Raw genomic sequence first — 26,509 nt, forward strand, 5'->3', positions numbered from 1 at the left:
ATCGAACGTGGGATTGCTTGATGACCTGAAACAACGCGTGCTGATCGCCGATGGCGCGATGGGGACGCTTCTCTATTCGCATGGCGTTGACCGTTGTTTTGAAGAATTGAATCTATCGAAACCGGAAGAAATCGTCCATATTCACGAAGCGTATATCGCCGCGGGCGCCGACGTCATTCAGACAAACACATACGGCGCCAACTACGTCAAGCTCGCCCGCTACGGCTTGCAAGATGAAGTGCCGGCCATCAATCGGGCGGCGGTGCGGCTCGCTAGGCAAGCGGCGAACGGTCGGGCGTACGTGCTTGGGACAATCGGCGGGCTGCGCACGTTAAACAAAAGCGCCGTGCCGCTTGATGAAGTGAAGCGGACGTTCCGCGAGCAACTGTTTGTCTTGCTGGCGGAGGGAGTGGACGGCGTGCTGCTGGAGACGTATTACGATTTGGAAGAGTTGGAGACGGTGCTCACCATCGCCCGCAAAGAGACGGACTTGCCGATCATCGCCCATGTATCGCTCCATGAAGTCGGCGTCTTGCAAGATGGCACGCCGCTCGCGGACGCCCTTGCCCGTTTAGAGGCGCTCGGGGCCGATGTCGTCGGACTGAACTGTCGTCTCGGTCCGTATCATATGCTTCGGTCGCTTGAAGAAGTGCCGCTGCCAACGCGCGCCGTTTTATCGGCGTACCCGAACGCAAGCCTCCCCGACTACCGCGACGGCCGGCTCGTCTATGAGACGAATGCCGAATACTTCGAGGAAACGGCCAAGGCGTTTCGCGATCAAGGGGTGCGCTTGATCGGCGGTTGTTGCGGCACGACGCCGAAACATATTGAAGCGATGGCTCGGGCGCTTCATGATCGAACCCCTGTCACGAAAAAAACAGTCAAACAGCGCGCCGTGTCGGTGTCGGTCCAATCTGACATTCCATTGGCAGCGACGCCGCTTCCGGAATTAGCCCGCGCCCGCCGCTCGGTGATCGTTGAGCTTGACCCGCCGAAAAAACTGGGCATTGACAAATTTCTCGCCGGAGCGAAAGCGCTCCATGATGCCGGCATTGACGCGCTGACGTTGGCCGACAACTCGCTCGCCACGCCGCGCATCAGCAACGTCGCCGTCGGTTCGATCGTGAAAGAGCGGCTCGGCGTCCGTCCGCTCATCCATATTACGTGCCGCGACCGCAACTTGATCGGCCTGCAGTCGCACTTGATGGGCCTGCATACGCTCGGCATCACCGATGTGCTCGCCATTACCGGCGACCCGTCGAAAATCGGCGACTTTCCAGGAGCGACATCGGTGTACGATTTATCGTCGTTCGATTTAATCCGCTTAATCAGCCAGTTCAATGAAGGATTGTCGTACTCAGGCAAACCGCTTGGGCAAAAAACGAACTTCTCGATCGGCGCGGCGTTCAATCCGAACGTCCGTCACTTGGATAAGGCCGTTGAACGGATGGAGAAAAAAATTCAATGCGGCGCCCATTATTTCTTGACCCAGCCGATTTATTCGGAAGAGAAAATCGTCGACGTGCACGAAGCGACGAAACAGTTGGATGCGCCGATTTACATCGGCATTATGCCGCTTGTGAGCGCGCGCAACGCCGAGTTTTTGCACCATGAAGTGCCGGGCATTACGCTCTCTGACGAGATTCGCGCCCGCATGGCCGCCTGCGGCAACGACCCGGTGCAGGCAGCGCGCGAAGGAATCGCCATCGCCAAAGCGCTCATTGACGCAGCGTTCGACTTGTTTCACGGCATTTATTTAATTACGCCGTTTTTGCGTTACGACATGACGGTGGAGCTTGTCCGCTACATTCACGAAAAAGAAGCGGCCGCGAAAGAAAGGAAGGTTGTCCATGGCTAATGTCACCTTAGAACAGCAGCTGCAGCGAAAAATTCTTGTCATTGACGGCGCGATGGGGACGATGATCCAAAGCGCCAACTTGTCGGCGGCCGACTTTGGCGGCGAGGCGTATGAAGGGTGCAACGAATATTTAACCCTCACCGCCCCGCACGTCATTCGCCATATTCATGAAGCGTACTTGGAAGCCGGCGCGGACATCATCGAAACGAACACGTTCGGGGCGACGCGCATCGTGCTTGACGAATACGGCCTTGGCCATTTGGCGCTCGAGCTGAATATCGAAGCAGCGAGGCTCGCCAAACAAGCGGCCGAGTCGTTCGCAACACCCGACTGGCCGCGCTTTATCGCCGGTTCGATGGGGCCGACGACGAAAACCTTGTCGGTCACAGGCGGAGCGACGTTTGACGAACTTGTTGCCGCCTATGAAGAGCAGGCGCGCGGACTGCTGCTTGGCGGCGTCGACCTTCTCCTTTTGGAAACGTGCCAAGATACGCTGAACGTCAAAGCGGGATTCATCGGCATTTCCAAAGCGTTTGAAGCCGTCGGCCGCCGCGTGCCGCTCATGATTTCCGGCACGATCGAGCCGATGGGCACGACGCTTGCCGGGCAGGCGATCGATTCGTTTTTCATCTCGATCCGCCATATGAAGCCGATCGCCGTCGGCTTAAACTGCGCGACCGGTCCGGAATTCATGACCGACCATTTGCGCACGCTCGCCTCGCTCGCAGACACGGCGGTCAGCTGCTACCCGAACGCTGGGCTTCCGGACGAAGAAGGGCATTACCATGAAACGCCAGACATGTTGGCAGAGAAAATCCGCCGCTTTGCTGAAAAGGGGTGGATCAACATCGTCGGCGGGTGCTGCGGTACGACGCCGGACCATATCCGCGCCATCGCCGAAGCGGTGCGCCACATCCCGCCGCGGGCGATCCCGTCCTCGTTTGACACGCACGCCGTCTCCGGCATCGAGGCGCTCATCTACGACGAAACGATGCGCCCGCTTTTTGTCGGCGAACGGACGAACGTCATCGGCTCGCGCAAGTTTAAGCGCCTTATCGCCGAAGGCAAGTACGAAGAAGCGGCGGAAATCGCCCGCGCTCAAGTGAAAAACGGCGCCCATGTCATCGACATTTGCCTCGCCGACCCGGACCGCGACGAACGGCACGATATGGAACAGTTCGTCCGCGAAGTTGTCAAAAAAGTGAAAGTGCCGCTCGTCATCGACTCGACTGACGAACACGTCATCGAATGCGCCCTCACCTATTCGCAAGGGAAGGCGATCATTAACTCGATCAACCTCGAAGACGGCGAAGAGCGCTTTGCCAAAGTCGCGCCGCTGTTGCATCAATACGGCGCCGCCGTTGTGGTCGGGACGATCGATGAGCAAGGGATGGCCGTCACCGCCGAACGGAAGCTCGAGATCGCCTTGCGTTCGTATGATTTGCTTGTGAACCGCTATGGCGTTCCGGCGCATGACATCATTTTCGATCCGCTCGTCTTCCCGGTCGGCACCGGCGATGAGCAATACATCGGAGCGGCGAAAGAAACGATCGAAGGCATTCGCCTCATTAAAGAGCGGCTTCCTGAGTGTTTAACGATGCTCGGCATCAGCAACGTCTCGTTCGGCTTGCCGCCGGCCGGGCGCGAGGTGCTCAACTCCGTCTTTTTGTACCATTGCACGCAAGCCGGGCTCGATTACGCGATTGTCAACACGGAGAAGCTCGAGCGGTTCGCCTCGATTCCGGAAGACGAAGTGCGAATGGCCGAGGCGCTTTTGTTTGACACGAGCGACGAAACGTTAAATGCCTTTATCGAATTTTACCGAAGCAAAATCACCGCCGCCAAGCCGGCGCAGGAGAACTTGAGCCTTGAGGAGCGGCTCGCCCGCTACGTCATTGAAGGATCGAAAGACGGGCTCATTTCCGATTTGGAAAAGGCGCTTGAGACCTACTCCGATCCGCTGTCGATCATTAACGGCCCGCTCATGGCCGGCATGGACGAAGTCGGGCGGCTGTTTAACAACAACCAGCTCATCGTCGCTGAAGTATTGCAAAGCGCAGAAGTGATGAAAGCCGCGGTCGCCTTTTTAGAGCCATATATGGAAAAGAAAGAGGGAAGCACAAAAGGAAAAGTCATTCTCGCCACCGTCAAGGGCGATGTGCACGACATCGGCAAAAACTTAGTCGACATTATTTTAAGCAACAATGGCTACGAGGTGATCGACCTCGGCATTAAAGTCGCCCCGCAGCAACTCATTGAAGCGGTGCGCGAACATCAGCCGGACATCATCGGCCTTTCTGGTTTGCTTGTGAAATCGGCTCAACAGATGGTCGTCACCGCCCAAGACTTGCGCCAAGCCGGTGTTTCGACCCCGATTTTAGTCGGCGGCGCCGCCTTAACGCGCAAGTTTACGGAAAACAAAATCGCGCCCGAATACGACGGCGTCGTCCTGTACGCGAAAGACGCCATGGACGGGCTTGCGCTCGCCAACCAAATTCAGCAAGGCGACATCGAATACACAAAAAAAGAAGCGGCCGAAAGCGAGTCAACACGGCCGACGGCGATGGTTACAGCGATCAAATCGAACATCTCGACCGACGTCCCCGTCTACGTGCCGGCCGATCTCGATCGTCACGTGCTGCGGAATGTGCCGCTTGACCACGTGTTGCCGTACGTCAACTGGCAAATGGTGCTCGGCCATCATCTCGGCTTGAAAGGAAAAGTGAAGCGGCTGTTGGAAGAAAAAGACGAAAAAGCGCTCGCCTTAAAAGCGGTCGTCGATGAACTCGTCGCCGAGGCGAAAACACACGGCTGGATTCAGCCGGCCGGCGCCTACCGCTTCTTCCCGGCGCAAAGCGACGGCAACCGCGTGTACATTTACGACCCAGCTGACGGCAAAACGATTTTAGAGACGTTTGACTTCCCGCGCCAGCCGCGGGCGCCACACCTTTGCCTCGCCGATTATTTGAAATCGAAAGAGAGCGGGGAAATGGACTATGTCGGCTTTTTCGCCGTCACCGCTGGGCACGGCATCCGCGAACTCGCCCAACAGTGGAAAGACGAAGGCGAATTTTTGAAAAGCCATGCCATTCAGGCGTTGGCGCTCGAGATCGCTGAAGGGTTCGCCGAACGCATCCATCAAATTATGCGCGACCGCTGGGGCTTCCCAGACGACCCGGACTTCACGATGGAAGAGCGCTTCGCCGCCAAATACCAAGGCCAGCGCTACTCGTTCGGCTACCCGGCCTGTCCAAACTTGGAAGACCAAGAAAAGCTGTTCCGCCTCCTTCATCCGGAAGATGTCGGCATCCGCCTCACCGACGGCTGCATGATGGAGCCGGAAGCCTCCGTCTCGGCGATCGTCTTCGCCCATCCGGAAGCGCGGTATTTCAATGTGTTATAAGCAGGATGCGAGCTGGCCGAATCGGCCGGCTCGCTTTCCTATTTTTACGACAAACAGATCATCGGACAGCGGACTCAACCATCTTTTTGGTTACAACTGTTATAAAATAGTATGGGGAATCGATATGAGTACGGTGGTGAAACCAATGGAACGAAAAATAACGAAAGTGGGGAACAGTCTAGGGATCACCCTTCCGCAAGAAGTGTTGGACCATTTGAAAAGTGTCAGCCATCATGTATTCAAATGACGAACTCAGGCATATAGCACTCCCCGCCCAGTCGACGAAAATCTTTTTCGTTCCCAGTTATAATCCCTTGAATGGATGAAGTGTGCCTAGTCAACGCCGAAAGATACGCATCAGCAAAATCGACGTTGCCATGGGCGTAATCGTCTAATGCCTTTCCAACAACTTTTTGATCTGTCGTCTTCACACAAGAAGCCTCTATGATTTGCTTCAACTTGCTTGCGATTTCTCCTTTCGTATACCCGTACCGTTTCGATTCCAACACCCAGCAACATTCCGCAACGACAAGAGGAGGCAATAGGAACAAAAGTTCACCGTTGAGTGATGGTTCCTGATCCCTCATCACTCATTTTGATCACGAATCCCCATCCGACACATAATTCCCCTCCCTCGTTCCATACTAACGATGACAATATCCGTCAAGGAGGAACCACGATGGTCACAAAGCAACAAACGACGCTGCCGCCGCAGCACCAGACGCAACAGCCCGGCCTGCAGACGGAGATGAACCCGCAGCCGGTCACGATCAAAGACACCTATAAAGGAAGCGGCAAGCTCGAAAACAAAACCGCCATCATCAGCGGCGGCGACAGCGGCATCGGCCGGGCGGTGGCGGTTCATTTCGCCAAAGAAGGCGCCGATGTGGCGATCATCTATCTCAACGAACATGAAGACGCCGAGGAAACGAAACGGCTTGTCGAGCAGGAAGGAAGACGGTGCCTGGCCATTGCGGGAGACATTGGGGATGAAGCGTTTTGCAAAGAGGCGGTGAAACAAACGATCGAAGCGTTCGGCAAGCTGGATATCGTCATCAACAACGCCGCCGAACAACACCCACAGCCGAACTTTCTCAACATCACTGCCGCACAGCTGGAAAAAACGTTTCGCACGAACGTATTCGGCTGCTTTTTCCTAACGAAAGCGGCGCTCCCGCACTTAAAAAGCGGAAGCGCCATTATCAACACCGCTTCCATCACTGCCTACGAAGGAAACGAGCAGCTCATCGACTACTCGGCGACAAAAGGGGCAATCGTCGCGTTCACCCGCTCGCTTGCCAAAGCGCTCGTCGGCCAAGGCATCCGCGTCAACGGCGTCGCCCCAGGCCCGATTTGGACGCCGCTCATCCCCTCCACCTTTCAAAGTGACCAAGTCGCCACATTCGGCGCCAACACGCCGATGAAACGCCCCGGTCAACCGAGCGAAGTCGCCCCGTGCTACGTCTTTTTGGCGAGTGACGAATCGTCGTACATGACCGGGCAAATGCTTCACGTCGATGGTGGAAAGTTCGTCAGCGGCTGACCATAGCAGCCGCTGGCGCCAAACCTTTTTAACAAATCGTGTCACATTTCCTCACAAAAATATGGCGTGATTGTAAAAAAACGTGTACGATAAAGTTACGATGTTCCTCTACTTCTTGACAAGGTGCCCCTCTTCTCTTCGCCCGTCCCGGATGGGGCGGGGTTTTTTACGTCCCGAATCAAAAAGCAGCCACAACGGCTGCTTTTTGATAAAACTTGTTCACCGCCTCGCACACGACCCCCGCTCGACAAGCCGGTGCGGGATGATGATGCGCTTGATCGGCTCATTTGGATTTTCGATTTTTTCAATTAAACTTTTCGCCGCTTCGAAGCCGAGCTGGAAAATGCCGATGTCAATCGAAGTGAGCGGTGGGCGCGACATTTCGGCGAGCAAGGTGTTGTTGAAGCTGACGATCGACACATCTTCCGGAACACGAAGGCCGATTTCATCAAGCGTTTTGACCATCCCGAGCGCCATGAGATCGTCGGCAACCACAAGCCCGGTCGGCGGCTCAGGCAAGGAAAGCAGCTCCTTCATCGCCTCTTGGCCGCCTTCTTGCAAAAACTCTTCATGAACAACGTATTCCGGCCGATACGGCAGCCCGGCGTCACGGAGCGCCTCCTCATAGCCGGTTTGGCGGTCGACGGTCACCAAATATTGCGGATTGCCGCCGACAAAGGCGATGCGTTCATGACCATGAGTGATTAAATAGGCAGTCGCATCTTTTCCCGCCTGTACGTTGTCGTTGTCGACATGGGTCACTTGTTCCGCCTTTTGGTGCGGCTTGCCGATGACGACGAACGGGAAGTCATGTTTTTGCAAGTATTTCATGAGCTTGTCGTTTTGCCTTGAATAAAGCAAAATGACGCCGTCGACGCGCCGCCCTTGCAGCATCTCGACGACCCGCTCGTAAATGTCGCTCTCTTTTTCCCCGGTCGACATTTGCAAGGCGTACCGCTTTTCATGGGTGGCTTTGCTGATGCCGCGGATGACTTCCGGGAAAAACGGGTTTTGCAGCGCTTGATCAGCCGAGCTCGGCATGACAATGCCGATCACTTGCGTCGCTTGGCTGGCGAGGCTGCGGGCGATAAAATTCGGATGGTAGCCGAGCTCTTTCATCGCCTCGCGCACCCGCTGCTTCGTTTTCTCGCTGATGCGCGGGCTGTCGGCGATCACCCGCGATACGGTCGACGGCGCGACATTGGCCCGCTTGGCGACGTCTTTAATCGTAACGGTCATAAGCGCCCTCCTTTCCATTTATTCATGGATCCGTTTTGCCCGTTTTTTCACCAAATATAAAAACAAAAGAAACAGCACGTAAACCGATACAATGGCGGCGATGAACGGAAGGTTGATCCCCGTTTTTTCCCGCAGTTTGTACACCTCCGCCGTTTCGCGTTCCAATACAAGATCATAGCCGTCTTCATCGCCGCGGACGAGGTCATCGAGCAAAAAGCCGCGCAATTCCTTGTTTTTTGGCAGTTGGTCGTTTGTTAAATGGACGTGCTGCGTTTCGCCCGTGTTATTAATGGCGATGACAGTGGTTTCGTCCCGGTAGCGCCGCTTGAACACCGCCATGCCGTCTTTCTCATACAAGAGCGTAAAATCACCGCGCCGCAATGACGGCAGCTGCTGACGGAGCGGGCCGATTTTCTTTAAATAGTCGATAATTTCCGGATCAGCACGGAAGTCCATCAACCGGCGGTTATCCGGATCTGGGCCGCCGTTCATCGCGATTTCCGTTCCGTAGTACATGATCGGGATGCCCGGAGCAGTGAACAAATACGTCATCGCTACCTTAATGCGCGAGATCGGATTATTGCGGTTGTCAATCGCCAATTTCGTAAACCGGACATTATCATGGTTGTCCAAAAACGTCCCGAGCAAATACGGGCGGTCATAAAACGTCTTGTTATACTCCCATATCTCGTAGAGCGGGCGGAGCGACGCGTCGCGTTTGGCAAGCGACTGTTTCACTGCGCCATACAGCGGGTAATCGACAAACCCGTCGATGCCATACTCCCCGTAATCAGCGATATAGCGCGGGTCATCACTCCACACCTCACCGAGAAGGAAAAAATCTTTTTTCACCGTTTTCACTTCTTTGGCAAATTCTTGCCAAAACGATTTCGGCACATGACGCACCGTATCGAGTCGATAGCCGTCAATATCCGTTTCTTTAATCCACCATTTGGCGGCATCAATGAAATACTTTTTGACCTCTGGATTTTCCTGCGCCAAATCAGGCAGCCCATACACCCAGCCATTTTCTACTTGCTTTTGATTGTTCCAGTCAAAAATCTCTTTCTTCGGGTGGAACCAGTCTTTTTTCGCCGGATCCTGGAGCCACGGATGGTCGTAGCCGACATGGTTGGCAACAAAGTCCAAAATGACTTTCATGTCGCGCTGATGCGCCTCTTTGACCAGTGTTTTCAAGTCATCGAGCGTGCCGAAATGAGGGTCGACGCGATAAAAATCTTTGATCCAATACCCATGATAGCCGCCCGGCATGTTTTCAAACACCGGCGTCAGCCAAATGGCGGTAAACCCCATTTCCTTGATGTAATCGAGCTTCGCTGTCACCCCTTTTAAATCACCGCCAAAATATCCTTTTGGGTCGTTGACATTGACGTCTTGGTCGTTCGTCGCATCCATATTGTTGAAACGGTCGACCATAATGAAATAAATCGCTTCGTCTTGCCACGTCCGTTCTTCTTTTTCCGCCGCCGCAGCCGGCATGGCATAAAAAAGAAGGAACGGAAGGATGAACAGCACAACAAGCCGGTTCCCCATTTCCGTTTCCCTCCTTTACTGTCCGTTTGTCTGTTTGGAAACGGGTAAGCCCACTATTTATGATAGCGGTTCTTACCCTTTTGTGCCACCTGCTGTTAAGCCGGAAATCAAATATCGCTGCAAGAACAAAAAGACGATGGCAATCGGAGCGGCGATCAAAATGGAGCCGGCGGCAAAGCGGGTGAAATTGTTGGCAAACCGGTCGCTGATAAAGTTGAACAGTCCGACCGCCAGTGTAAATTTGTCCGGATCGCGCAAGACGATTGACGGCAGCAAAAAGTCCGTAAACGGCGCCATGAAGTTAAACAAGGCGACAACGGCCAAAATCGGCTTGGCCAGAGGCAGCATGATGCGGAAAAAGACGCCGAAATGGCCGGCTCCGTCCATGCGCGCCGCCTCGTCCAACTCGCGCGGGATCGTGTCAAAATAGCCTTTCACAAGCCAGGCGTTAAACGGAATTTGCCCGCCGACATAAATGAGAATGAGCCCCCAAAGCGAATCAAGCAGGTGGAGCATGTTCAGCAAAATATACAGCGCCACCATCGCCATGAGCGAGGGAAACATTTGCAAGACTAAAAACAAATACAGCCCCGTTTTCCGCCCGACGAATTTGTAGCGTGAAAACGCATAAGCGATGAGCGCCGTAAAGAAAACGGACAGCACCGCGTTCACCGCCGCGACAAACAGGCTGTTTTTATACCAAAGCAAATAATTGCTCTCTGGGCTCGTAAACAGCCACTTGTAATGCTCGAGCGTCCATTTTTCCGGAATGATCGATGCCGAGTACAAGCTCGTGCCCGGATTGAGCGACATGCTGATGGTCCAAAGAAGCGGATAGGCGATGACAACAAACATGAACGCGATAAACAAGTAAATGAGCGTGACTTCAATATGCGATTTCCATTTGCGGTTCATTAAATGTTCCCCTCCTCTTTAAAGGAACGGGTACGCCGGAATTGGTAGATGGCAAATCCGCTGACAATCAAGCCGATGATCAGCGAAATCGCAGCTGCCATATTGTAGTTGTTCGTCGTAAACGTCAAATCGTACACCCATGAAATGAGAATGTCCGTCCCGCCAGCATTTTGTCCGCGCACCGCCGGACCGCCATCATTAAATAAGTAGATGATGTTAAAGTTATTAAAATTCCCCGCGTATTGCATGATCAACAGCGGTGCGGTTGCGTACAGCACATGCGGCAAGGTGATCGATTTGAACTTTTGCCAGCGCGTCGCCCCGTCGATATCGGCCGCTTCGTACCAATCGCGGGAAATGCTTTGCAAGACACCGGTAAATAACGCAAAGACAAACGGGAAGCCAAGCCATGTCTGAATCAAAATAAGCGCCACTTTCGTCCAAAACGGATCGGTCATCCATGGAATCGACAACCCGAACAAGCTCAACACTTCGCGGTTAATTGCTCCAAATTTATCGTTAAACATCGCCGCAAACACTAAAATCGTCACAAACGCCGGCACGGCCCACGGCAGAATCAGCACCGTCCGGATGAACCGTTTGAACTTGATGCGCGGGTCGTTGACGAGCAGCGCCAAAAACAGCCCGAGGGCGATTTGCGCCGTCGTCGCCACCACGGTCCAGACAATCGTCCACGCAAGGACGCTGAAAAACGTGCTTTTCCAAATCGGGATGGACACTAAATTTTTGAAGTTTTCAACCCCGACCCAATTCAACAAATGCCGCGGCGGTGAATGATACAAGTTGTAGTCAGTAAAGGCGAGCGACACCATAAACAACAGCGGCAGCACAACGATAAACAGCAGCATCACAAGCCCCGGCGTGACAAAGATGTACGGAAACCCTCGGTCCCACGCATGGCGGCACGATTCGACAAGCGAGGGGAACGGCTCGCCGCGCTGCCGCCGACGGGCGTCGTTGCGGGCGTCGATGATATTGGCGATATGCAATGCGGCGGCAAAAGCGATGATGATCACAGAAACCAACCCTTGAATCAACAAGAAAATCGAATGATCCAGCATTGGGATTTCGCCGAGGGTAATCAGCCCCCATAGCCCGATATTCAAAAAGTTATAAAAGGTGATGAGGAAAGCCGCTTCAATAATGATGAACAAGATTCCTTTCATATATCGGCGGTTGTACAATTGCCCAAGGCCGGCAAACAGCAATGACAGCCCCATCGCCACCGCCGGCCGATGACGGACGTTTGCTTCCGGCATCCGAACTCCCCCCTATCGACGGATAAGAATAGTGGATAGGGATGATCCTATCCACCACTGTATGACGTGTTATTTTCCAGCACCGCTGGCCGCGATGTTATCTTGAATCGTTTTGACCGCCTCGCTGAGCACCGCTTTCGGGTCGTCCCCTTTCGCGATAAATTGCAGCGCGTTGCCCATCGGCTCCCACACTTGCGACATTTCCGGCACGTTCGGCATCGGTTCGCCGTATTGGATTTGCTCCGCAAAGCCGGCGATCAGCGGGTCGTTCGTAATTTTCTCATTCGTCAACGCTTTTTCGTTTGCCGGCATTTCCCCGGCTACTTCATAGTAATGGAGTGAATTTTCCTCGTTCGTCACAAACTTCATGAAATCAACGGCCCATTCTTTATGTTGCGAGTAAGCAGACAGCATCCATGTTTTGACGCCCACAAACGATTTCGGATGTTCACCGTTTTCGAGCACCGGCAGCGGCGCCGTCGCCAACTTGTCGCCTAACGCTTCCTTGTACGAAGCAATGTTCCACGGACCGGTGATGGCCACTGCTACATTTCCTTTCGTGAACAATCCGTTCATAATGTCATTGGTGACTTCTTTTGGAATATAACCATTTTTGAACCACGATTGGACAAGCTCGGCTCCTTTAACCGCCCCGTCATTTGCCAATCCAATGTCACTCGTATCATATTTACCGTTTTCATTTTTAAACACATAGCCGCCGTAACCGGCAAAGAACGGGTAAACGAAATAGAAGTTCGCCGCTTCCATCAAAAACCCGTATTGATCTTTGGCCGCATTCGTTTTTTCCTTGGCGATCTTCAGCAAATCATCCATCGTTTTCGGCGCTTCTGACACTAAATTTTTGTTATAGAAAACTCCATACGTTTCAACAACTGTTGGTACGCCATACGTTTGACCGTCATACGTTACCGCCTCAACCGCTGTCGGGCTGTACTCGCCTTTTGCATCACCGAGATCAACAGGGTCGGCCAACCCTTGCAGCACAATGTCACCGATGCGGTCATGCGGCTGGTAGAACACATCTGGACCTTTGCCAGCCGGGCCATCAAGCGCTAGTTTTTTCGTTTGATCGAGCATGTTGACCCCAACCATCTCGATTTTGATTCCGGTTTTTTCTGTGTACTTTTGGAAAATATCTTTTAATGCTTGTTTTTGTTTTTCGTCGTCATTCACCCAAACGACCAGCTTTTCCGGCTTTTTCGCCTCTTCTGTCGTTCCTTGGTCAGTCTGTTTTGGCTGCTCAACGTCCCGCTTCGGCCCGCAAGCAGAAAGCACACCGATGAATAGCACCGTCATGAGAAACAAAGACAACGCTTTTTTCATAATCCCCCTCCTATTTACCATGACAGAATCTTCGCAGTCCAACCATAAGGGAATCGTTTGCACAAACAAATCACAACCATTTCTATGAAAACGATTGCACTGCTTATCTCTATTATACCTCCTAATTTTCATTTTACAAGCTTTTTTTCTACTAAATTTGACTTTTCTCCTCCCTTTTCGTACTCTTTAATCAGAGGATAATAACGATGCAAACGATTGCTTTTTAAAATTATGAAGGAGGAGAGGCCAAATGAGGAAAGAAGCGATCCACCACCGCCCGACTGACAACTTCGCCTATGCCTATGATGGCGAAACGCTTCATCTTCGGCTTCGGACAAAAAAAGAGGATGTTGATCGGGTGGAGCTGCTGCACGGCGACCCGTACGAATGGCAAGACGGTGCTTGGCAGTTTCAAACGATGCCGATGCGAAAAACGGGAAGCGACGAGTTGTTTGACTATTGGTTCGCTGAAGTCAAACCGCCATACCGCCGGCTGCGTTACGGGTTTATGCTGCACTCAGGAGAGGAGAGGCTCGTTTATACCGAAAAAGGGTTTTACGTTGAGGCGCCAATCGATGATACGGCTTACTACTTTTGTTTTCCCTTTGTTCATCGGGGAGACGTATTTGAGGCGCCGGATTGGGTCAAGGATACAGTCTGGTATCAAATTTTCCCTGAGCGGTTCGCCAACGGCAATCCGGCGATCAGTCCGGAAAGAGCGCGTCCATGGGGGAGCGAGGATCCGACGCCGACGAGCTTTTTTGGCGGCGATTTGCAGGGGATTATCGACCATCTCGATTACCTTGTTGACCTTGGGGTGACCGGCATTTACTTGACGCCGATTTTTCGCGCGCCGTCCAACCATAAATACGATACCGCCGATTATTTTGAGATCGACCCGCACTTTGGGGACAAAGAAACGTTGAAAACGCTTGTCCAACGTTGCCATGAAAAAGGCATCCGCGTCATGCTTGATGCCGTATTCAACCATTGCGGCTACGAGTTCGCCCCGTTTCAAGATGTGTTAAAAAACGGCGAGTCCTCAACATATAAGGATTGGTTTCACATTCGTGAATTTCCGCTGCAAACCGAGCCGCGACCGAATTACGACACGTTCGCGTTCGTTCCGCAAATGCCGAAACTCAACACCGCGCATCCGGAAGTGAAGCGTTATTTGCTTGACGTCGCGACATATTGGATTCGCGAATTTGATATTGATGGCTGGCGGTTGGATGTTGCCAATGAAATCGATCACGAGTTTTGGCGTGAGTTCCGCCGGGTGGTGAAGGCGCAGAAACCGGACATATACATCCTTGGGGAAATTTGGCATGATGCGATGCCATGGCTGCGCGGCGATCAGTTTGATGCTGTCATGAACTACCCGTTTACAGACGGGGCGCTCCGTTTTTTCGCCAAGGAAGAGATAGGCGCGCGCCAGTTTGCCGATCGAATGGTGCATGTGCTTCATTCGTATCCAAACAACGTCAATGAGGCCGCGTTCAATTTGCTCGGCAGCCATGACACACCAAGAATCCTCACCGTTTGCGGCGGCGATGTCCGCAAGGCGAAGCTGTTGTTTTTATTTCAGCTGACGTTCACAGGTTCGCCGTGCATTTATTATGGGGACGAGATCGGCATGACAGGCGGGAACGACCCAGAGTGCCGGAAATGCATGGTATGGGATCCGGAGCAACAAAACAACGAACTGCACCAACACGTCAAGCAGCTGATCGCGCTGCGCAAACAGTATCGGGCGCTGCGGCGCGGGGAAATCACCTTTCTTCATGCCAATGACGAAACAAACTCTCTTATTTATGAAAAAATAGATGGCAACGAAACCGTGTTGGTCATCATGAATCGGAGCGACGAAAAAGCCGATATCCCGATCCCTCTTGACGTAAGAGGAAAATGGCTCGTCAACCTCTTGACCGGGGAACGGTTTGCGGCTGAGGCGGAAACGCTTTGCGCCGTTTTGCCGCCATACGGGTTTGTCCTCTATGCGGTGGAGCGCTGGTGAGCCTGTTTCGCAGGCAACTAAGATCGCAGCCAATCAGTGAACACCGGTGCAGCTGCCGACGCTGCACCGGTGTTACACGCGCTGGGCTATGCGCCGGTACTCCGTCGGCGTCATCCCCTCCATTTTTTTAAATAAACGTGAAAAATAAGCACTGTCATCAATGCCAACCCGTTTCGCGATAGCCTCAATCGTTTCATTCGTTTCCGCCAGCCATTGTTTCGCCTTTGACAACCGATAATACGCCAAATAATGGCTGAAGCCCATCCCGATCGTTTTCTGCATGCACCGGGTGATGTAATCCGGGTGAAAGCGAAGCTCGCAAGCGAGCCTCTCTAACGTCACTGGCTCGTGAAAGTGCTTTTCGATATACGCAACCGCTGCGGCGCTGACTTGTTCGGAAGCGTTCGGGACGGAAAGCTCTTGCTTTTGCAAGTGCCAAAGAAACTCGACAAACAAAAGCAGCTGCCGAAGCGGCCGGTCGAGATCCCGTTCCACGTTCGGCTCAACGATCTGGCTGAGCAGCTGTTCGGCCCGCTCCCGCTGTTTTAGCTCCCCATATTGGCGAATCGAGAGCCGATATTGGATCGGCTCGGTGTACGTCGCCTCTTTTTCCATCACGGTTTGCCGACTTGCGATATGATCAGCGACAATTTCATAATCCGGCAGCGAAAAGTGAAGCCAAACGAGTTCTGTCCGTTCACGGCACGGGCGATGCCCGTAATGTTCCCGGCCCGGGATCAACAACAAATATTGCCCGCTGCCAACGGCAAATTCACGCCCGTTTTCCGTCATATATAAGCAGCCTTGTTTGACGTAAAGCAAATCGAAGACTGTAAATGTACGGCGGAAATGGCGCTTTCCTGTTGGGAATACACTTTCCGCCCCTTTAATGAACACAGGCAACGGCGGCAGCGAAAACGTGACATAGTCCATCATCGTCCCTCTTTTCTTATCGGAAAAGTGCAAGTGAAATCGTTTCTTTCCCTTTCCATTATGCAACAAACTGGCTAAACTTGATATATCGTTCAAGTCGGAATAAGAAAAAGGAGTTGTCTCAACATGCGCCGTGAGGCCAAAACGTGGTCACTGTTTTCATTGACGTGGCCTATTTTTATTGAAACGATGTTGTATATGGTGATGGGAAACGCCGACACGCTCATGCTCAGCCAGTATTCGGATCATGCGGTCGCCGCCGTCGGGGTCGCCAATCAAATCATCGCCTTGACGATCGTATTGTTCAACTTCGTCGCCTTAGCAACGGCCGTTCTCGTCGCGCAATATTTAGGCGCCCGGCGAGAACAGGCAGCGATCGAAGTATCGCTTGTTTCCATCGCCGCGAACTTGTTGTTTGGGCTGCTGTTGAGCGCTAGTTTAGCTGCGTTTAGCCGGTCGATTTTGCGAATGATGGATTTGCCGGCGGAGCTGCTTGAAGAAGGGAACCGTTATTTGGCCATTGTCGGCGGGTTTTTATTCATTCAGGCGCTCATGATGACGGTTGGCGCTGTCTTAAAAAGCTACGGCTTTACGCGCGACACGATGTATGTCACGATTGGCATGAACCTCTTGAATATTATTGGAAACTATCTCCTCATTTTCGGGTCGTTTGGCCTTCCTCCCCTCGGGGCGGAAGGGGCGGCCATTTCCACGGCAGTAAGCCGGTTGATTGGTCTTGCGGTATTGGTTGCTTTATTGCACAAACGAACGGGCATTTCCCTTGCCCCACGGGCGTTTCGCGCACTGCCGTTTTATCATTTGCGATCACTGCTGAAAATCGGTGTTCCGGCAGCCGGGGAACATCTTTCCTACAATACCGCGCAAATGATCATCACTTATTTCATCACATGGCTTGGCGCCGAAGCGCTGACTGTGAGGGTGTATACGCAAAACATTATGATGTTCGTGTTTTTGTTCGGCATTGCCGTCAGCCAAGGGACGCAAATTCTCGTCGGCCATTTCGTCGGCGCCGGACGTTACAAAGAAGCGTACGACCGCTGCTTAAAAAGTTTATACAGCGCGATCGCTATCTCGGTGCTGTTGGCCGCTGCTTCCTATTGGTTCGCCGAGCCGCTGCTCTCGCTCTTTACTGATGACCGGTCGATGATTGACCTTGGTCGTAAGCTGTTGCTGTTGACGATCATCCTGGAACCGGGGCGCTCTTTCAATTTAGTCATCATCAGCTCGCTCCGAGCGGCCGGGGATGTGCAATTCCCCGTCTATATGGGCATTTTGTCGATGTGGGGAGTCGGTGTGACCGTGGCGTATGTATTTGGCATTGCCCTCGGTTTTGGCCTTGTCGGCATTTGGCTGTCGTTCATCGCTGATGAATGGCTGCGCGGGCTATTGATGCTTTGGCGCTGGCGGTCGCGCATCTGGATGAAAAAAGCGGTGGCGCCGGAAGCAAAAATGGCGTAATCCCACTTTCCACGCTATCGAATAGAATAAGAGCCGCGCCTTGCAGCGCAGCTCTTATTCTTTAATATGGATGCCGTAATGGTCAAACCAAACGTGCACTTGGCCAAGGTACGCAAGCAGCTGCGGTCCGGTCATGAGTTGCCCGAACCATGGCACTTGGAACGACTTCCCTTCCGATTCGACGAGCGCCGTCAGTTTTTCTTGATCGAAAAACTCGTGCAAGATGGAAGAACGGTCGCGAAGCAGCTGCTCGAGCCATTGTTTCACCAGCTTCGTATACAACGGATGGTGCGTTTTCGGATACGGGCTTTTCTTCCGGTAGAGCACGTCCTCGGGGAGCAGCCCTTCAAGCGCTTTGCGCAAAATGCCTTTTTCGCGTCCGCCGTACATTTTCATTTCCCACGGGATATTCCAGACGTATTCAACGAGCCGGTGATCAGCAAACGGCACGCGCACCTCGAGGCTTGCCCCCATGCTCATCCGGTCTTTCCGATCAAGCAGTGTCGTCATAAACCAAATCATATTTAAGTAAAACAGCTCACGCCGCTTCGCCTCCTCAGCGCTTTCCCCTTCAAGGCGCGGCACTTCGGCAAGCGTTTCTTCATAACGCATTTGCACGTAGTCGTCAAGGCGCAGTTTTTGCCGCCATTCGTCTTTTAACAAGCCGATACGTGCTTCAATCGAACGCATCCACGGAAATCCTTTTCTCGCTAAGTCGTCCGGACGATGAAACCACGGATAACCGCCGAAAATTTCATCGGCGCATTCTCCGGATAAGCTGACGACAAACTGCTCGCGAATTTGTTTACAAAACCAAAGAAGCGACGAGTCCACATCAGCCATGCCCGGAACGTCGCGGACGATCACCGCGTCATGCAAATGACGGAACAGCTCTTCTTGGGTGATCACGCAGCGGTGGTGGATCGTTTGAAACTTGTTTGATACTTGTTCGATAAACGGCGCGTCCATATTTGGCTGAAAATCATTTGCTTGAAAATATCGATCGTTCCCTTCATAATCGATCGAGTACGTATGGAGCGGCCCTTTTCCGTCTGCGGCGAAAGCGTTGGCGGCAATCGCCGTAATGGCGCTCGAATCCACGCCGCCCGACAAAAACGTGCATACCGGCACATCGGAAACGAGCTGGCGTGTGACAGCATCGGTCAATAAAAAGCGCAGCTTTTCGATCGTTTCCTCGAGCGAATCGCGATGGACGTCGCTTTCAACGTTCCAGTACCGCCAGATGTGGAGCCCGGCGCGGGAGAAAATCAACGCGTGCGCCGGACGCAATTCTTGGATGCCGCAAAACACCCCGTGCCCCGGCGTGCGCGACGGCCCAAGTCCGAATACTTCTGCCAATCCTTCATAACTAACTTCCGTTTTTACGCCCGGGTGGGTTAAAATTGCCTTGACTTCGGAACCGAACAACAATTCTTCCGCATGTTGGCGATAAAACAGCGGTTTGACCCCAAGGCGGTCGCGCGCCATAAATACCAACTCCCGCTCCTCATCCCAAACGGCGAAGGCAAAAATGCCGTTTAACCAATCGACACATTGTTCTTTCCATTCTATATAAGCGGCGAGCAGCACTTCGGTGTCCGAATGGCCGTCAAACCGGTAACCTTTGCGCAGCAGCTCCCTACGGATGTCCTCCGTATTGTACAGCTCACCGTTGTAAACGATCGTGTAGCGGTGTCCATTTTTGTTCCGGGTCATCGGCTGTTTGCCGCCGGCCGGGTCAACAACGACGAGCCGCTTATGGCCAAACGCGGCATGGGTGTCGAGCCATATATTTGTATCGTCCGGCCCGCGTTTGGCGAGCGTCTCCGTCATTCCGGTAATAATCGCTTGCTCACGGCGCAAATCGCGCCCGAAATGCACCCAGCCAGTGATGCCACACATACGAACCAATCCTTTCTTTATCAAAAATGGCAGATAACGACTGTTCGCCCGAACCATTCACATTGTTCTTTCGATCGCCCGTTCCTCTGTTTCCTTGCGGCGATCTCCGGCTATCGCTCTCCCTAGCAGGGCGATAGCCCTCCCCGCATCGGCATGATTCCATTTTATGCACTATCAGTAATTTCGATGAATTGTCCGAAGGCAACAACCACACGAATAAACAAACAAAAAAGTGGAAAAAAAGAGAAATACAAGGAGGATGAAAGAAGTTGGGTATTGAAGAGCGCTTGCAATGTATTGCTGAGCAGCCCCGAGCTTACGTGCAAGGAACTGTCGAGTTTGTGAACAATGAATGGATATTTTTTGATGAAGAAGCGGAAGAAGCGGCTCTCGTCGAAGAAATGGCGGAGCAAGGCATCGAGCTGTTCCGCTATGGGCACTGGCTGTCCGGGCAGTGGCAAGACACCGGCACGATCGCTACTGATCTCGGCATCTTTCCCCTGACAAACGGCGACCGGATCCGCTTCCGCAAACAGCTGACATACGCGTATCGCCAATGGTTGGCCTCGCTTCCTGATCCGTCTTTTTTCCAGTTCGTTCAATGGCTGAACAGCCTCGGGTTTTCGCTTTACGATTGCCTGTACTGCTACAACGGTCTATTGTTTGCCAAATCGGCCGGCGTCAATTTCATCATTTATGACAACACCGAGCAAATCGGCAATGTCCACCATTATTATGAGCGCGGCCACGCGCCAAGCGACCGATTTGAAATCACATTTAACAGCGGTGAACGAGCGATTTGCGCCCAAATCGGCTGAAGGCGAAAGCGGTCGGCAGCTGCATCGTTTTGCTGCTGACCGGATATCCTGCCTTCAACTGCTTTACCGGGTGCCGCAGCGGCTTAACCTTCATTGGCCCATTCGAAAAACCTACTTATTGCCGCTCTTTTTGCCTCTCTGACATATACGCCATCACCTCTTCAGCCGCAAGCGGCGGGCAAAGCGCATACCCTTGGGCGTAGCTGCATTGCAAATCGCGGAGCCGTTCGAGTTGTTCCGGCGTCTCGACCCCTTCAGCAATCGTTTCCAGCCCTAACCCGCGCCCCATTGTAATCATCGCGCTAACGATCGCTGCGTCGGACGCACTGGCATGTAAATGCTCGATAAACGCCCGGTCAATTTTCAAGATGGTCGCCGGCAGCTGCTTTAGATAATGGAATGAAGAATAGCCGCTCCCAAAATCATCAACAGCGATGCCAACGCCGAGCCGCTTTAGCTCATCGAGCGTCCGCATCGTGCTCGATAGATGACGGAGCATCGAATGTTCGGTCAGTTCGAGATGCAAGCATGACGGCAGCAATGTTGACTGTTTAAGCGCTCGTTTCACATCATCAACGAATCGTTCGTGCTGAAATTGTACGGCAGAAACGTTGACAAAAACGGCTAGTTTGTCATTGCCTGTGATCTCCTGCCACCGCTTTGTCTGTCGGCAAGCGGTTTGCAGCACCCACCGGCCGATTTCATGAATCCATCCGGTCTCTTCAGCCAGTGGGATAAACTCATCCGGCCGCACCAGTCCAAGCTCCGGGTGCCGCCAACGAACAAGCGCCTCTGTGGCGATGATCGCGCCGGTACGTACATCGACAATCGGCTGGTAGCAAAGAAACAGTTCATTTTTTTCAACCGCTTTGCGCAAAGAGCTGCCCATTTCAAACCGGTGAACCGCTTCCTCATTCATGTGTGCGCAATAGCGCTCCACCCGGTTGCCGCCGCTTTTTTTCGCGTTGTTCACTGCAATGTCGGCATGGCGCAACAGCGTATGTTCGTCCGCTCCGTCATCTGGAAACACGGCTAACCCGATGCTGGCTGTAATAAAAAATTCTTTTTGTCCATACACCGTCGGTTTCGCCACTTCGCGAACGAGGTGAAGCGCCGTTTCGGCCGCCGTCTCGGCGCTCGTTTTTAACGGAAACAGCAAACAAAACTTATCGCCATGAAACCGGCCGAGCTGCGCCCCGACCGGGAGCACGCGCTTCATGCGCTCAACAAGTTGACGCAAAATATCATCGCCGGCATAATGGCCAACGCTGTCGTTAATCCATTTAAACCGGTCGAGATCAATGAACGCGACCGCTACTTTCCGCTGTTTCCGTTTCGCTTTTTCCAGTTGATTCGAAAACAGTTCCATCCATTTCGTCCGATTTGGCAAGTTTGTATCCGGGTCGTAATACGCTAAGGAGGCGATTTTCTCCTCTGCTTTTTTTTGCTCCGTAATGTTGTGCCCAATCCCGTAAATGCCGACTTTTTTTCCATCAACAACAATCGGGATGTTTTTCATTTGAAAAAGAAGCTGCTCCCCTGACTTCGTCGGAATTTCCAATTGGTACGTTTGCACTTTTCCACGCAGCGCCCGGTAAAAATAGCGGGTGACGCGAGGAATGTCGCTTGGGTGAACGTACTTGAGCGAATTGGTATATAACATGTCTTCTTTCCGATAGCCAAGCACTCGTTCAAAAGCAGGATTGACGCTTGTAAAACGGCCGTGCAAATCGGTGGAATAGACGATATCGGTATTATGTTCAAACAGCGACTTATATCGCTGCTCAGACATTTGCAGGCGGACGTAAAGCCGCTCCATGTCGCGCGACGATGTCGACATCAGCTGCGCTAACGTCGTGATCCCTTCCGGCGGCAGCGGTATTTCAAAAGCTGGCCCTCCCTGTCCCGACGCCGCCTCTTCCGCTAGCAAAACGGCAGCAAACGCCCCTAGCCGCACGGTTGTATACGCGTCTTTGACCATCACTTCCATAGCCGGAAATGGGGCAGCTTGTCCGAGCGCCGAAACCACCCCCTCAAGCATGAGGCGCGTATACCCTCCTAATGCCATACTATAGTAAAATATCATTTCCTCGGCCGGCTGTTTAGCCGCTTGCGCCGCCAAATCGTGCATGCTCCAGTAAAACGACGGGGCATGAACATAGGCAAACCTCACTTTTTCCCCTTCGCTGACATGACCGTTGACCGCAACTGCTCCGTTCTCACGCACCCCTGTGATCGGCAGGCAAGCATAATGCCCGTTTCGCTCAACAACAAACGGAAACTCCATTCCGGAAAGCGGTAAGCGTTCGATAAATTCTTTCCCTAAATACCGTTCCAAACAAAGTGATGCCTTTTGCCCATCGAGCTCGTCAATCTGTTGGCCAGCGCTTTTCGTTACGAAAAACGCCAACCCGACCGGTTCCCATAAAAACGGGGAGAAACAACGGACCCGAAGTGACGCACCGCTGAACGAGACAGCGACCACCCCCTGATCAAGCCGGCCGTCACGCGAAAATAAAGCGCAGCCGTCCGGAAGGGTGCAGCCGACGATGGTCATCCGTTCGTTCACAAGCGGCAAATGGCGAAGAAGAGGCAACAGAGCCGCACGGCAATCGGTAAATAACAAAAGCAATGCCGTCTCTTCGTGAACGGTCGCCTCTGCGATCTTTGCAGCCAGCTCGGCTGGATGAGCAGAGTCAACCGCCGGCAACGCCAACGACAAAATGCTCGATTCCGTCATTGACATCACGTCGGCTAAAAACGTTGTTTCACCGATGATCGGCAATGGCCCCGCCATCCCGACAAGATGGGCGCCCGGCCAACGGCGCGCCGCTAACTCGACCGTATGGCGCACCTTTTCTTCATCGTCAGCGGCAACTTGGATGAACAACGACTCGGGCGGCGCAGAACAGTCATCTTCGACCAGCCGGTGCAATTCCTCGGCATGGCGGCAGCGCAGCGAACGCATGAACAATGACGCCCCCTTCTATTAATCGAGCCATTCTAAACATTCAAAAATTTCCGCTGTTTTTAACATACCACATTTTTTGCGTAAGAAAAAGCGGCAACCCGCTGTTAGGCTGCCGCTTTGTTTAGAACACATCAAAGCCGAGCGGCAACAGCAAACCGAGGAATAACGTCACAACGAGCGCAATCACCCATTGCGTCCATCCTGCCGCCGCACTTTTTCCTTTTTTCCCCGCCATCAAAACCATTTCCATCGCTCCGATTACCCATAATCCGGCGAGCGCCTTCAGCAAGTAAAGTCCGGAAATCGTGGCGATGCTATGCAACAAAAGCAAACCGGTGATGATCGTTATAATATAAAACAGCCGCAAAATCATTTGTACGATGTTGGCTTTGGCCGCTCCTGAGCGCTGCATTGACACAGTGATGAAGAACAAAATAATCATCACAAGCCAACTTGTAATATGGGCATGCGTCAATTAATATCCCTCCAACTTTTCCATGTTCATCCTCATCATAGCATGGGCGGCAAGCCGTTGACAAACATTACGACATGCGAAAAGCGCCTCCGTTTTGGATGGCGCTTTTCATCTGCATACGATTCCTTTTCCCTTGGCTCATTCCCCGACTTTATTGCGCAGCGTGCCGATCCCTTCGATCGTCACTTCGACGACATCGCCCGTTTGCAAAAAGCGCGGCGGACGCATTCCTTTGCCGACCCCAGCCGGCGTCCCTGTCGCGATAATATCGCCCGGCTCAAGCGTTATGCCTTTTGAGATCGTCTCAATGATCGATTCAATCGGAAAAATCAACTGTTTTGTGCTCGCCTGCTGGCGCACTTCTCCGTTCACCCGCGTTTCGATGCGTAAATCGTTCGGATTTGGAATCAATTGACTCGGCACGATCCATGGCCCCATCGGACAAAATGTATCCAAGCTTTTGCCGAGCAAATATTGTTGATGCCGTTCCTGCAAATCACGAGCGGTCACATCATTGATGATCGTGTACCCAAATACGTAATCGAGCGCTTCTTCGCGGCGAATCGCCCGCCCTTTTTTGCCGATGATCAACGCAAGCTCCCCTTCGTAGTCTACTTCATCGGTGACATCCGCATGGCGCAAAATCGTTTCCCCATGACCAATCACAGTCGTCGGCGTTTTCGAGAAGACGATGACATGTTTCGGCACATCGGCGGCATCTCCTAATTCAAGCGCATGGTCAACATAGTTTTTGCCGATGCAAAAAACGTTTTTCGCCGGCCGTGGGATCGGGGCAAGGAGGCGAACATCGCCAAGGCGATAGACGTAGTCTGGCCCCGGGTGGCGAAGCGCCCAATCCATGACTTTCCGGGCCCGATCCAAAAAAGCGTCCCCTTGGGCGATGGCCTCTAGCATCGACGCTGGAATCGTCTCTTTCCCGTCCATCGCTCGTTCGGCACGGCGCAAATAGATGGCCGTCTCCTCCCCTTCCGGCACCGCTCCGACCAATGTTTCTCCGTTGAAAACAGCCGTAATGAATTTCATTGTCTTCCTCTCCCTCTCTACCTAAGTCTTCCACTGCACACAGGGACGGGCATACAGGCCGCACTCGTCCATCCCTCCCCATTGCGACGCATCGCCCATTCTATTCGCCGTCCAAGCGAAAAAGTCCTGTTTTTGTAGAATTTTGTCTAAATTAGGAAATTTATCACTTATTTTCCCGAATCGCTTCCTTTTTCCGTCGTTCTATGTATAATAATGTTTAGTTTCCACTATGGCTGTCGGTTGCGACCTTAGCCATGCAACAAAGGTCTTGCTTCGGTCACTCCCAGCGCCCCCCAACCAACATTTCAATAGAATTGATGGTGAAGGAAATGGTTCTCTTGCTAATTGAAGAAAAACGGCAACAAATGATCGAATTGGCGCTCACTCATGGCTTTACAGCAAAAGAAACGATCCAATGCAGCCAAGAGCTTGACCAATTGATCAACCAATATTTGCGGCAAACAATGGCTTTTGAACCGCCTGCTCCATCCGTCCAATAAGCGACGGATTTTTTATTGGCCCGGCTGGCGCCGAAAAGGCGGACGCATCCCGTACGTTCCCCATCTCCACAGCCACTCGACCGGGCCAAACCGAAATCGGGCGAACCAGCGGCGGCTTGCCCATAAACTAGCAGCATAGATCCCGATCGCCAATAGCGCTCCTTGCCATTCGTTCAACCGCCCGTACCACCCGAGCCCATAGCTGTAAAAAAGCGACGTGCAGATGAGCGACTGAGCGAGATAGTGGGTGAGCGACATTCTCCCAGCGTCTTGCAACCATCGCCACGCCGGCCGCCAATTGGCTTTCCCGCAAACAAACACAGCAGCAGCAGCGTAGAACACCGCCAAAACCGCGCCGCCAACGTTGTCCTGGATATACATCGTCAACGTGTTGGCCCCGGCCCAATACGGAATCGTTTTTAACGCCAGACCGAGGCATAGCGCCACGCCCATGAAGCGGCGCAACGTCGCGGCCGGATAGCGTTCGGCCTCAAGCCAGCGCTCTTTGGCGGCATATGCGCCGAGAAGGCAAAACGGCAATACCGCCAAGAGCGTAAATAGAAGCCCGCCATCGCTATTGAGATACAACCAATCGTGCCATCGCTGCCAAAACACATCGCGAAACGTTCCACTTTGGTAATGGCGGAGGGCTGCAGCTGCCTCTATCTCTTTGCCATCGGCTGCTCCCGTCCATCCGGCCATCATACTTATGGCCAGCAACAATGCTACGAGGCTGTGAAAAAGGAAAAAACCGGCCAGCGCTGCCGTCCGCCACCAGCGCGGCGGGGCGTTTATGAACAAAAGCAACATCAGCCCAGCAAGCGCGTACGGAATTAAAATATCACCAAACCAAAGGCCGAACGCATGAATGGCGCCGAACATCAACAAAAGAAGGAAGCGGCGCAGCAAAATCGGAATCGGCCGCTTCCCGCGCTCGCGCAATCGGTGGCAAAGGATGGCCGTGCCGAATCCAAATAAAAAGGCAAACAGCGGATAGGCGCTCGCTTCAAACAAAAGATCGATGGCCGCGGCAACCGCGCGGTTGAAAGAGCTGCCGCCGACGTCTTCCGCATATAACGCCGGCGACGAGAAATAGCGCATGTTGACAAGCAAAATGCCAAACAAGGCAAACCCGCGCAGGACGTCAACCGCCGCGATCCGCTCTGCCGATAAAGATGTCACAAAATCCCTTCTTTCTATCTTTTCGCTATGCCGAAGGAGGCGGCTTACTCAG

At 53.0% G+C, this 26,509-nt stretch carries 20 protein-coding genes; 8 read left to right on the forward strand and 12 right to left on the reverse strand.

What is annotated here, in order from left to right:
* The first annotated feature begins 7 nt into the window (after nt 1–7).
* The 3 genes from IC803_RS13585 (at nt 8) to IC803_RS18410 (ending at nt 5,508) form a co-directional block, all read left to right on the forward strand.
* Entirely contained in the window at nt 8–1,858 is a 1,851-nt protein-coding gene (locus tag IC803_RS13585) for a bifunctional homocysteine S-methyltransferase/methylenetetrahydrofolate reductase (RefSeq protein WP_081207771.1), read from the forward strand.
* On the forward strand, nt 1,851–5,261 hold the full coding sequence (gene metH / locus IC803_RS13590) for a methionine synthase (protein WP_081207770.1): 3,411 nt from the start codon (nt 1,851–1,853) through the stop codon (nt 5,259–5,261). The genes IC803_RS13585 and metH overlap by 8 nt, the downstream gene beginning before the upstream one ends.
* 124 nt (nt 5,262–5,385) lie before the next feature.
* The gene (locus tag IC803_RS18410; protein ID WP_255396839.1) at nt 5,386–5,508 is read left to right on the forward strand and encodes an AbrB/MazE/SpoVT family DNA-binding domain-containing protein; all 123 of its coding nucleotides are present in this window, start codon (nt 5,386–5,388) and stop codon (nt 5,506–5,508) included.
* On the opposite strand, the gene IC803_RS18545 is transcribed toward IC803_RS18410, so the two are convergent.
* Nucleotides 5,501–5,848, reverse strand: coding sequence for a PIN domain-containing protein (locus IC803_RS18545; protein WP_369826930.1), 348 nt, complete (start codon nt 5,846–5,848; stop codon nt 5,501–5,503). The genes IC803_RS18410 and IC803_RS18545 overlap by 8 nt on opposite strands.
* Nucleotides 5,849–5,940: 92 nt before the next feature.
* Here IC803_RS18545 and IC803_RS13600 point away from each other — a divergent pair, with 92 nt between their 5' ends.
* Entirely contained in the window at nt 5,941–6,804 is an 864-nt protein-coding gene (locus IC803_RS13600) for an SDR family oxidoreductase (RefSeq protein ID WP_081207769.1), read from the forward strand.
* Between the two features lie 219 nt (nt 6,805–7,023).
* Here the strand turns inward: IC803_RS13600 and IC803_RS13605 are convergent, their stop codons facing one another.
* From IC803_RS13605 to IC803_RS13625, 5 genes are all read right to left on the reverse strand, one after another.
* A complete protein-coding gene (locus IC803_RS13605) occupies nt 7,024–8,043 on the reverse strand; it encodes a LacI family DNA-binding transcriptional regulator (RefSeq protein ID WP_081207768.1) in 1,020 nt (339 codons plus the stop codon).
* Nucleotides 8,044–8,061: 18 nt separating this feature from the next.
* Nucleotides 8,062–9,597, reverse strand: a complete 1,536-nt coding sequence (locus IC803_RS13610; RefSeq protein WP_081207767.1) for an alpha-amylase family glycosyl hydrolase — start codon at nt 9,595–9,597, stop codon at nt 8,062–8,064.
* A gap of 72 nt (nt 9,598–9,669) precedes the next feature.
* A complete protein-coding gene (locus IC803_RS13615) occupies nt 9,670–10,512 on the reverse strand; it encodes a sugar ABC transporter permease (protein ID WP_081207766.1) in 843 nt (280 codons plus the stop codon).
* Nucleotides 10,512–11,792: a carbohydrate ABC transporter permease gene (locus IC803_RS13620; protein ID WP_081207765.1), complete on the reverse strand. Its 1,281-nt coding sequence runs from the start codon at nt 11,790–11,792 to the stop codon at nt 10,512–10,514. Before IC803_RS13620 ends, IC803_RS13615 begins: the two co-directional genes overlap by 1 nt.
* 69 nt (nt 11,793–11,861) lie before the next feature.
* Complete coding sequence (locus IC803_RS13625) at nt 11,862–13,136, reverse strand: sugar ABC transporter substrate-binding protein (protein WP_081207764.1); 1,275 nt, start codon at nt 13,134–13,136, stop codon at nt 11,862–11,864.
* Between the two features lie 250 nt (nt 13,137–13,386).
* Here IC803_RS13625 and IC803_RS13630 point away from each other — a divergent pair, with 250 nt between their 5' ends.
* Nucleotides 13,387–15,153 carry an alpha-glycosidase gene (locus IC803_RS13630; RefSeq protein WP_081207763.1) on the forward strand — a complete coding sequence of 589 codons (1,767 nt, stop codon included), beginning with the start codon at nt 13,387–13,389 and terminating at the stop codon, nt 15,151–15,153.
* 72 nt (nt 15,154–15,225) lie between these two features.
* Here IC803_RS13630 and IC803_RS13635 read toward each other — a convergent pair whose 3' ends face one another.
* Entirely contained in the window at nt 15,226–16,086 is an 861-nt protein-coding gene (locus IC803_RS13635; protein ID WP_081207762.1) for a helix-turn-helix transcriptional regulator, read from the reverse strand.
* 126 nt (nt 16,087–16,212) lie between these two features.
* On the opposite strand from IC803_RS13635, the gene IC803_RS13640 reads away from it, so the two are divergent.
* On the forward strand, nt 16,213–17,565 hold the full coding sequence (locus IC803_RS13640; protein ID WP_081207761.1) for an MATE family efflux transporter: 1,353 nt from the start codon (nt 16,213–16,215) through the stop codon (nt 17,563–17,565).
* A gap of 54 nt (nt 17,566–17,619) precedes the next feature.
* Here the strand turns inward: IC803_RS13640 and asnB are convergent, their stop codons facing one another.
* Nucleotides 17,620–19,467: an asparagine synthase (glutamine-hydrolyzing) gene (gene asnB, locus IC803_RS13645; RefSeq protein ID WP_081207760.1), complete on the reverse strand. Its 1,848-nt coding sequence runs from the start codon at nt 19,465–19,467 to the stop codon at nt 17,620–17,622.
* A gap of 269 nt (nt 19,468–19,736) precedes the next feature.
* On the opposite strand from asnB, the gene IC803_RS13650 reads away from it, so the two are divergent.
* Nucleotides 19,737–20,285 carry a DUF2777 domain-containing protein gene (locus IC803_RS13650; RefSeq protein WP_081207759.1) on the forward strand — a complete coding sequence of 183 codons (549 nt, stop codon included), beginning with the start codon at nt 19,737–19,739 and terminating at the stop codon, nt 20,283–20,285.
* Nucleotides 20,286–20,400: 115 nt separating this feature from the next.
* Here IC803_RS13650 and IC803_RS13655 read toward each other — a convergent pair whose 3' ends face one another.
* From IC803_RS13655 to IC803_RS13665, 3 genes are all read right to left on the reverse strand, one after another.
* Nucleotides 20,401–23,253 (reverse strand): EAL domain-containing protein, encoded by a 2,853-nt coding sequence (locus IC803_RS13655; protein ID WP_081207758.1) that lies wholly within the window; start codon nt 23,251–23,253, stop codon nt 20,401–20,403.
* 124 nt (nt 23,254–23,377) lie between these two features.
* Nucleotides 23,378–23,731: a YisL family protein gene (locus tag IC803_RS13660; protein ID WP_081207757.1), complete on the reverse strand. Its 354-nt coding sequence runs from the start codon at nt 23,729–23,731 to the stop codon at nt 23,378–23,380.
* A gap of 138 nt (nt 23,732–23,869) precedes the next feature.
* Nucleotides 23,870–24,775 carry a fumarylacetoacetate hydrolase family protein gene (locus IC803_RS13665; protein WP_081207756.1) on the reverse strand — a complete coding sequence of 302 codons (906 nt, stop codon included), beginning with the start codon at nt 24,773–24,775 and terminating at the stop codon, nt 23,870–23,872.
* 329 nt (nt 24,776–25,104) lie between these two features.
* Here IC803_RS13665 and IC803_RS13670 point away from each other — a divergent pair, with 329 nt between their 5' ends.
* Nucleotides 25,105–25,275, forward strand: a complete 171-nt coding sequence (locus IC803_RS13670) for an aspartyl-phosphate phosphatase Spo0E family protein (RefSeq protein WP_081207755.1) — start codon at nt 25,105–25,107, stop codon at nt 25,273–25,275.
* A 12-nt stretch (nt 25,276–25,287) separates the two neighbouring features.
* Here IC803_RS13670 and IC803_RS13675 read toward each other — a convergent pair whose 3' ends face one another.
* A complete protein-coding gene (locus IC803_RS13675) occupies nt 25,288–26,457 on the reverse strand; it encodes a DUF418 domain-containing protein (protein ID WP_081207754.1) in 1,170 nt (389 codons plus the stop codon).
* Nucleotides 26,458–26,509 lie beyond the last annotated feature (52 nt).

Source organism: Geobacillus sp. 46C-IIa (assembly GCF_014679505.1).
In the GTDB taxonomy this organism is placed as follows: Bacteria; Bacillota; Bacilli; order Bacillales; family Anoxybacillaceae; genus Geobacillus.

Coding starts and splice junctions, on each gene's coding strand:
- IC803_RS13630 (WP_081207763.1), top strand. CDS start 13,387: ATGAGGAAAGAAGCGATCCACCACCGCCCGACTGACAACTTCGCCTAT.
- IC803_RS13620 (WP_081207765.1), bottom strand. CDS start 11,792: ATGCCGGAAGCAAACGTCCGTCATCGGCCGGCGGTGGCGATGGGGCTG.
- IC803_RS18545 (WP_369826930.1), bottom strand. CDS start 5,848: ATGAGGGATCAGGAACCATCACTCAACGGTGAACTTTTGTTCCTATTG.
- IC803_RS13670 (WP_081207755.1), top strand. CDS start 25,105: ATGGTTCTCTTGCTAATTGAAGAAAAACGGCAACAAATGATCGAATTG.
- IC803_RS13605 (WP_081207768.1), bottom strand. CDS start 8,043: ATGACCGTTACGATTAAAGACGTCGCCAAGCGGGCCAATGTCGCGCCG.
- IC803_RS13665 (WP_081207756.1), bottom strand. CDS start 24,775: ATGAAATTCATTACGGCTGTTTTCAACGGAGAAACATTGGTCGGAGCG.
- IC803_RS13610 (WP_081207767.1), bottom strand. CDS start 9,597: ATGGGGAACCGGCTTGTTGTGCTGTTCATCCTTCCGTTCCTTCTTTTT.
- IC803_RS13600 (WP_081207769.1), top strand. CDS start 5,941: ATGGTCACAAAGCAACAAACGACGCTGCCGCCGCAGCACCAGACGCAA.
- IC803_RS13615 (WP_081207766.1), bottom strand. CDS start 10,512: ATGAACCGCAAATGGAAATCGCATATTGAAGTCACGCTCATTTACTTG.
- metH (WP_081207770.1), top strand. CDS start 1,851: ATGGCTAATGTCACCTTAGAACAGCAGCTGCAGCGAAAAATTCTTGTC.
- IC803_RS13635 (WP_081207762.1), bottom strand. CDS start 16,086: ATGGACTATGTCACGTTTTCGCTGCCGCCGTTGCCTGTGTTCATTAAA.
- IC803_RS13655 (WP_081207758.1), bottom strand. CDS start 23,253: ATGCGTTCGCTGCGCTGCCGCCATGCCGAGGAATTGCACCGGCTGGTC.
- IC803_RS18410 (WP_255396839.1), top strand. CDS start 5,386: ATGAGTACGGTGGTGAAACCAATGGAACGAAAAATAACGAAAGTGGGG.
- IC803_RS13640 (WP_081207761.1), top strand. CDS start 16,213: ATGCGCCGTGAGGCCAAAACGTGGTCACTGTTTTCATTGACGTGGCCT.
- asnB (WP_081207760.1), bottom strand. CDS start 19,467: ATGTGTGGCATCACTGGCTGGGTGCATTTCGGGCGCGATTTGCGCCGT.
- IC803_RS13625 (WP_081207764.1), bottom strand. CDS start 13,136: ATGAAAAAAGCGTTGTCTTTGTTTCTCATGACGGTGCTATTCATCGGT.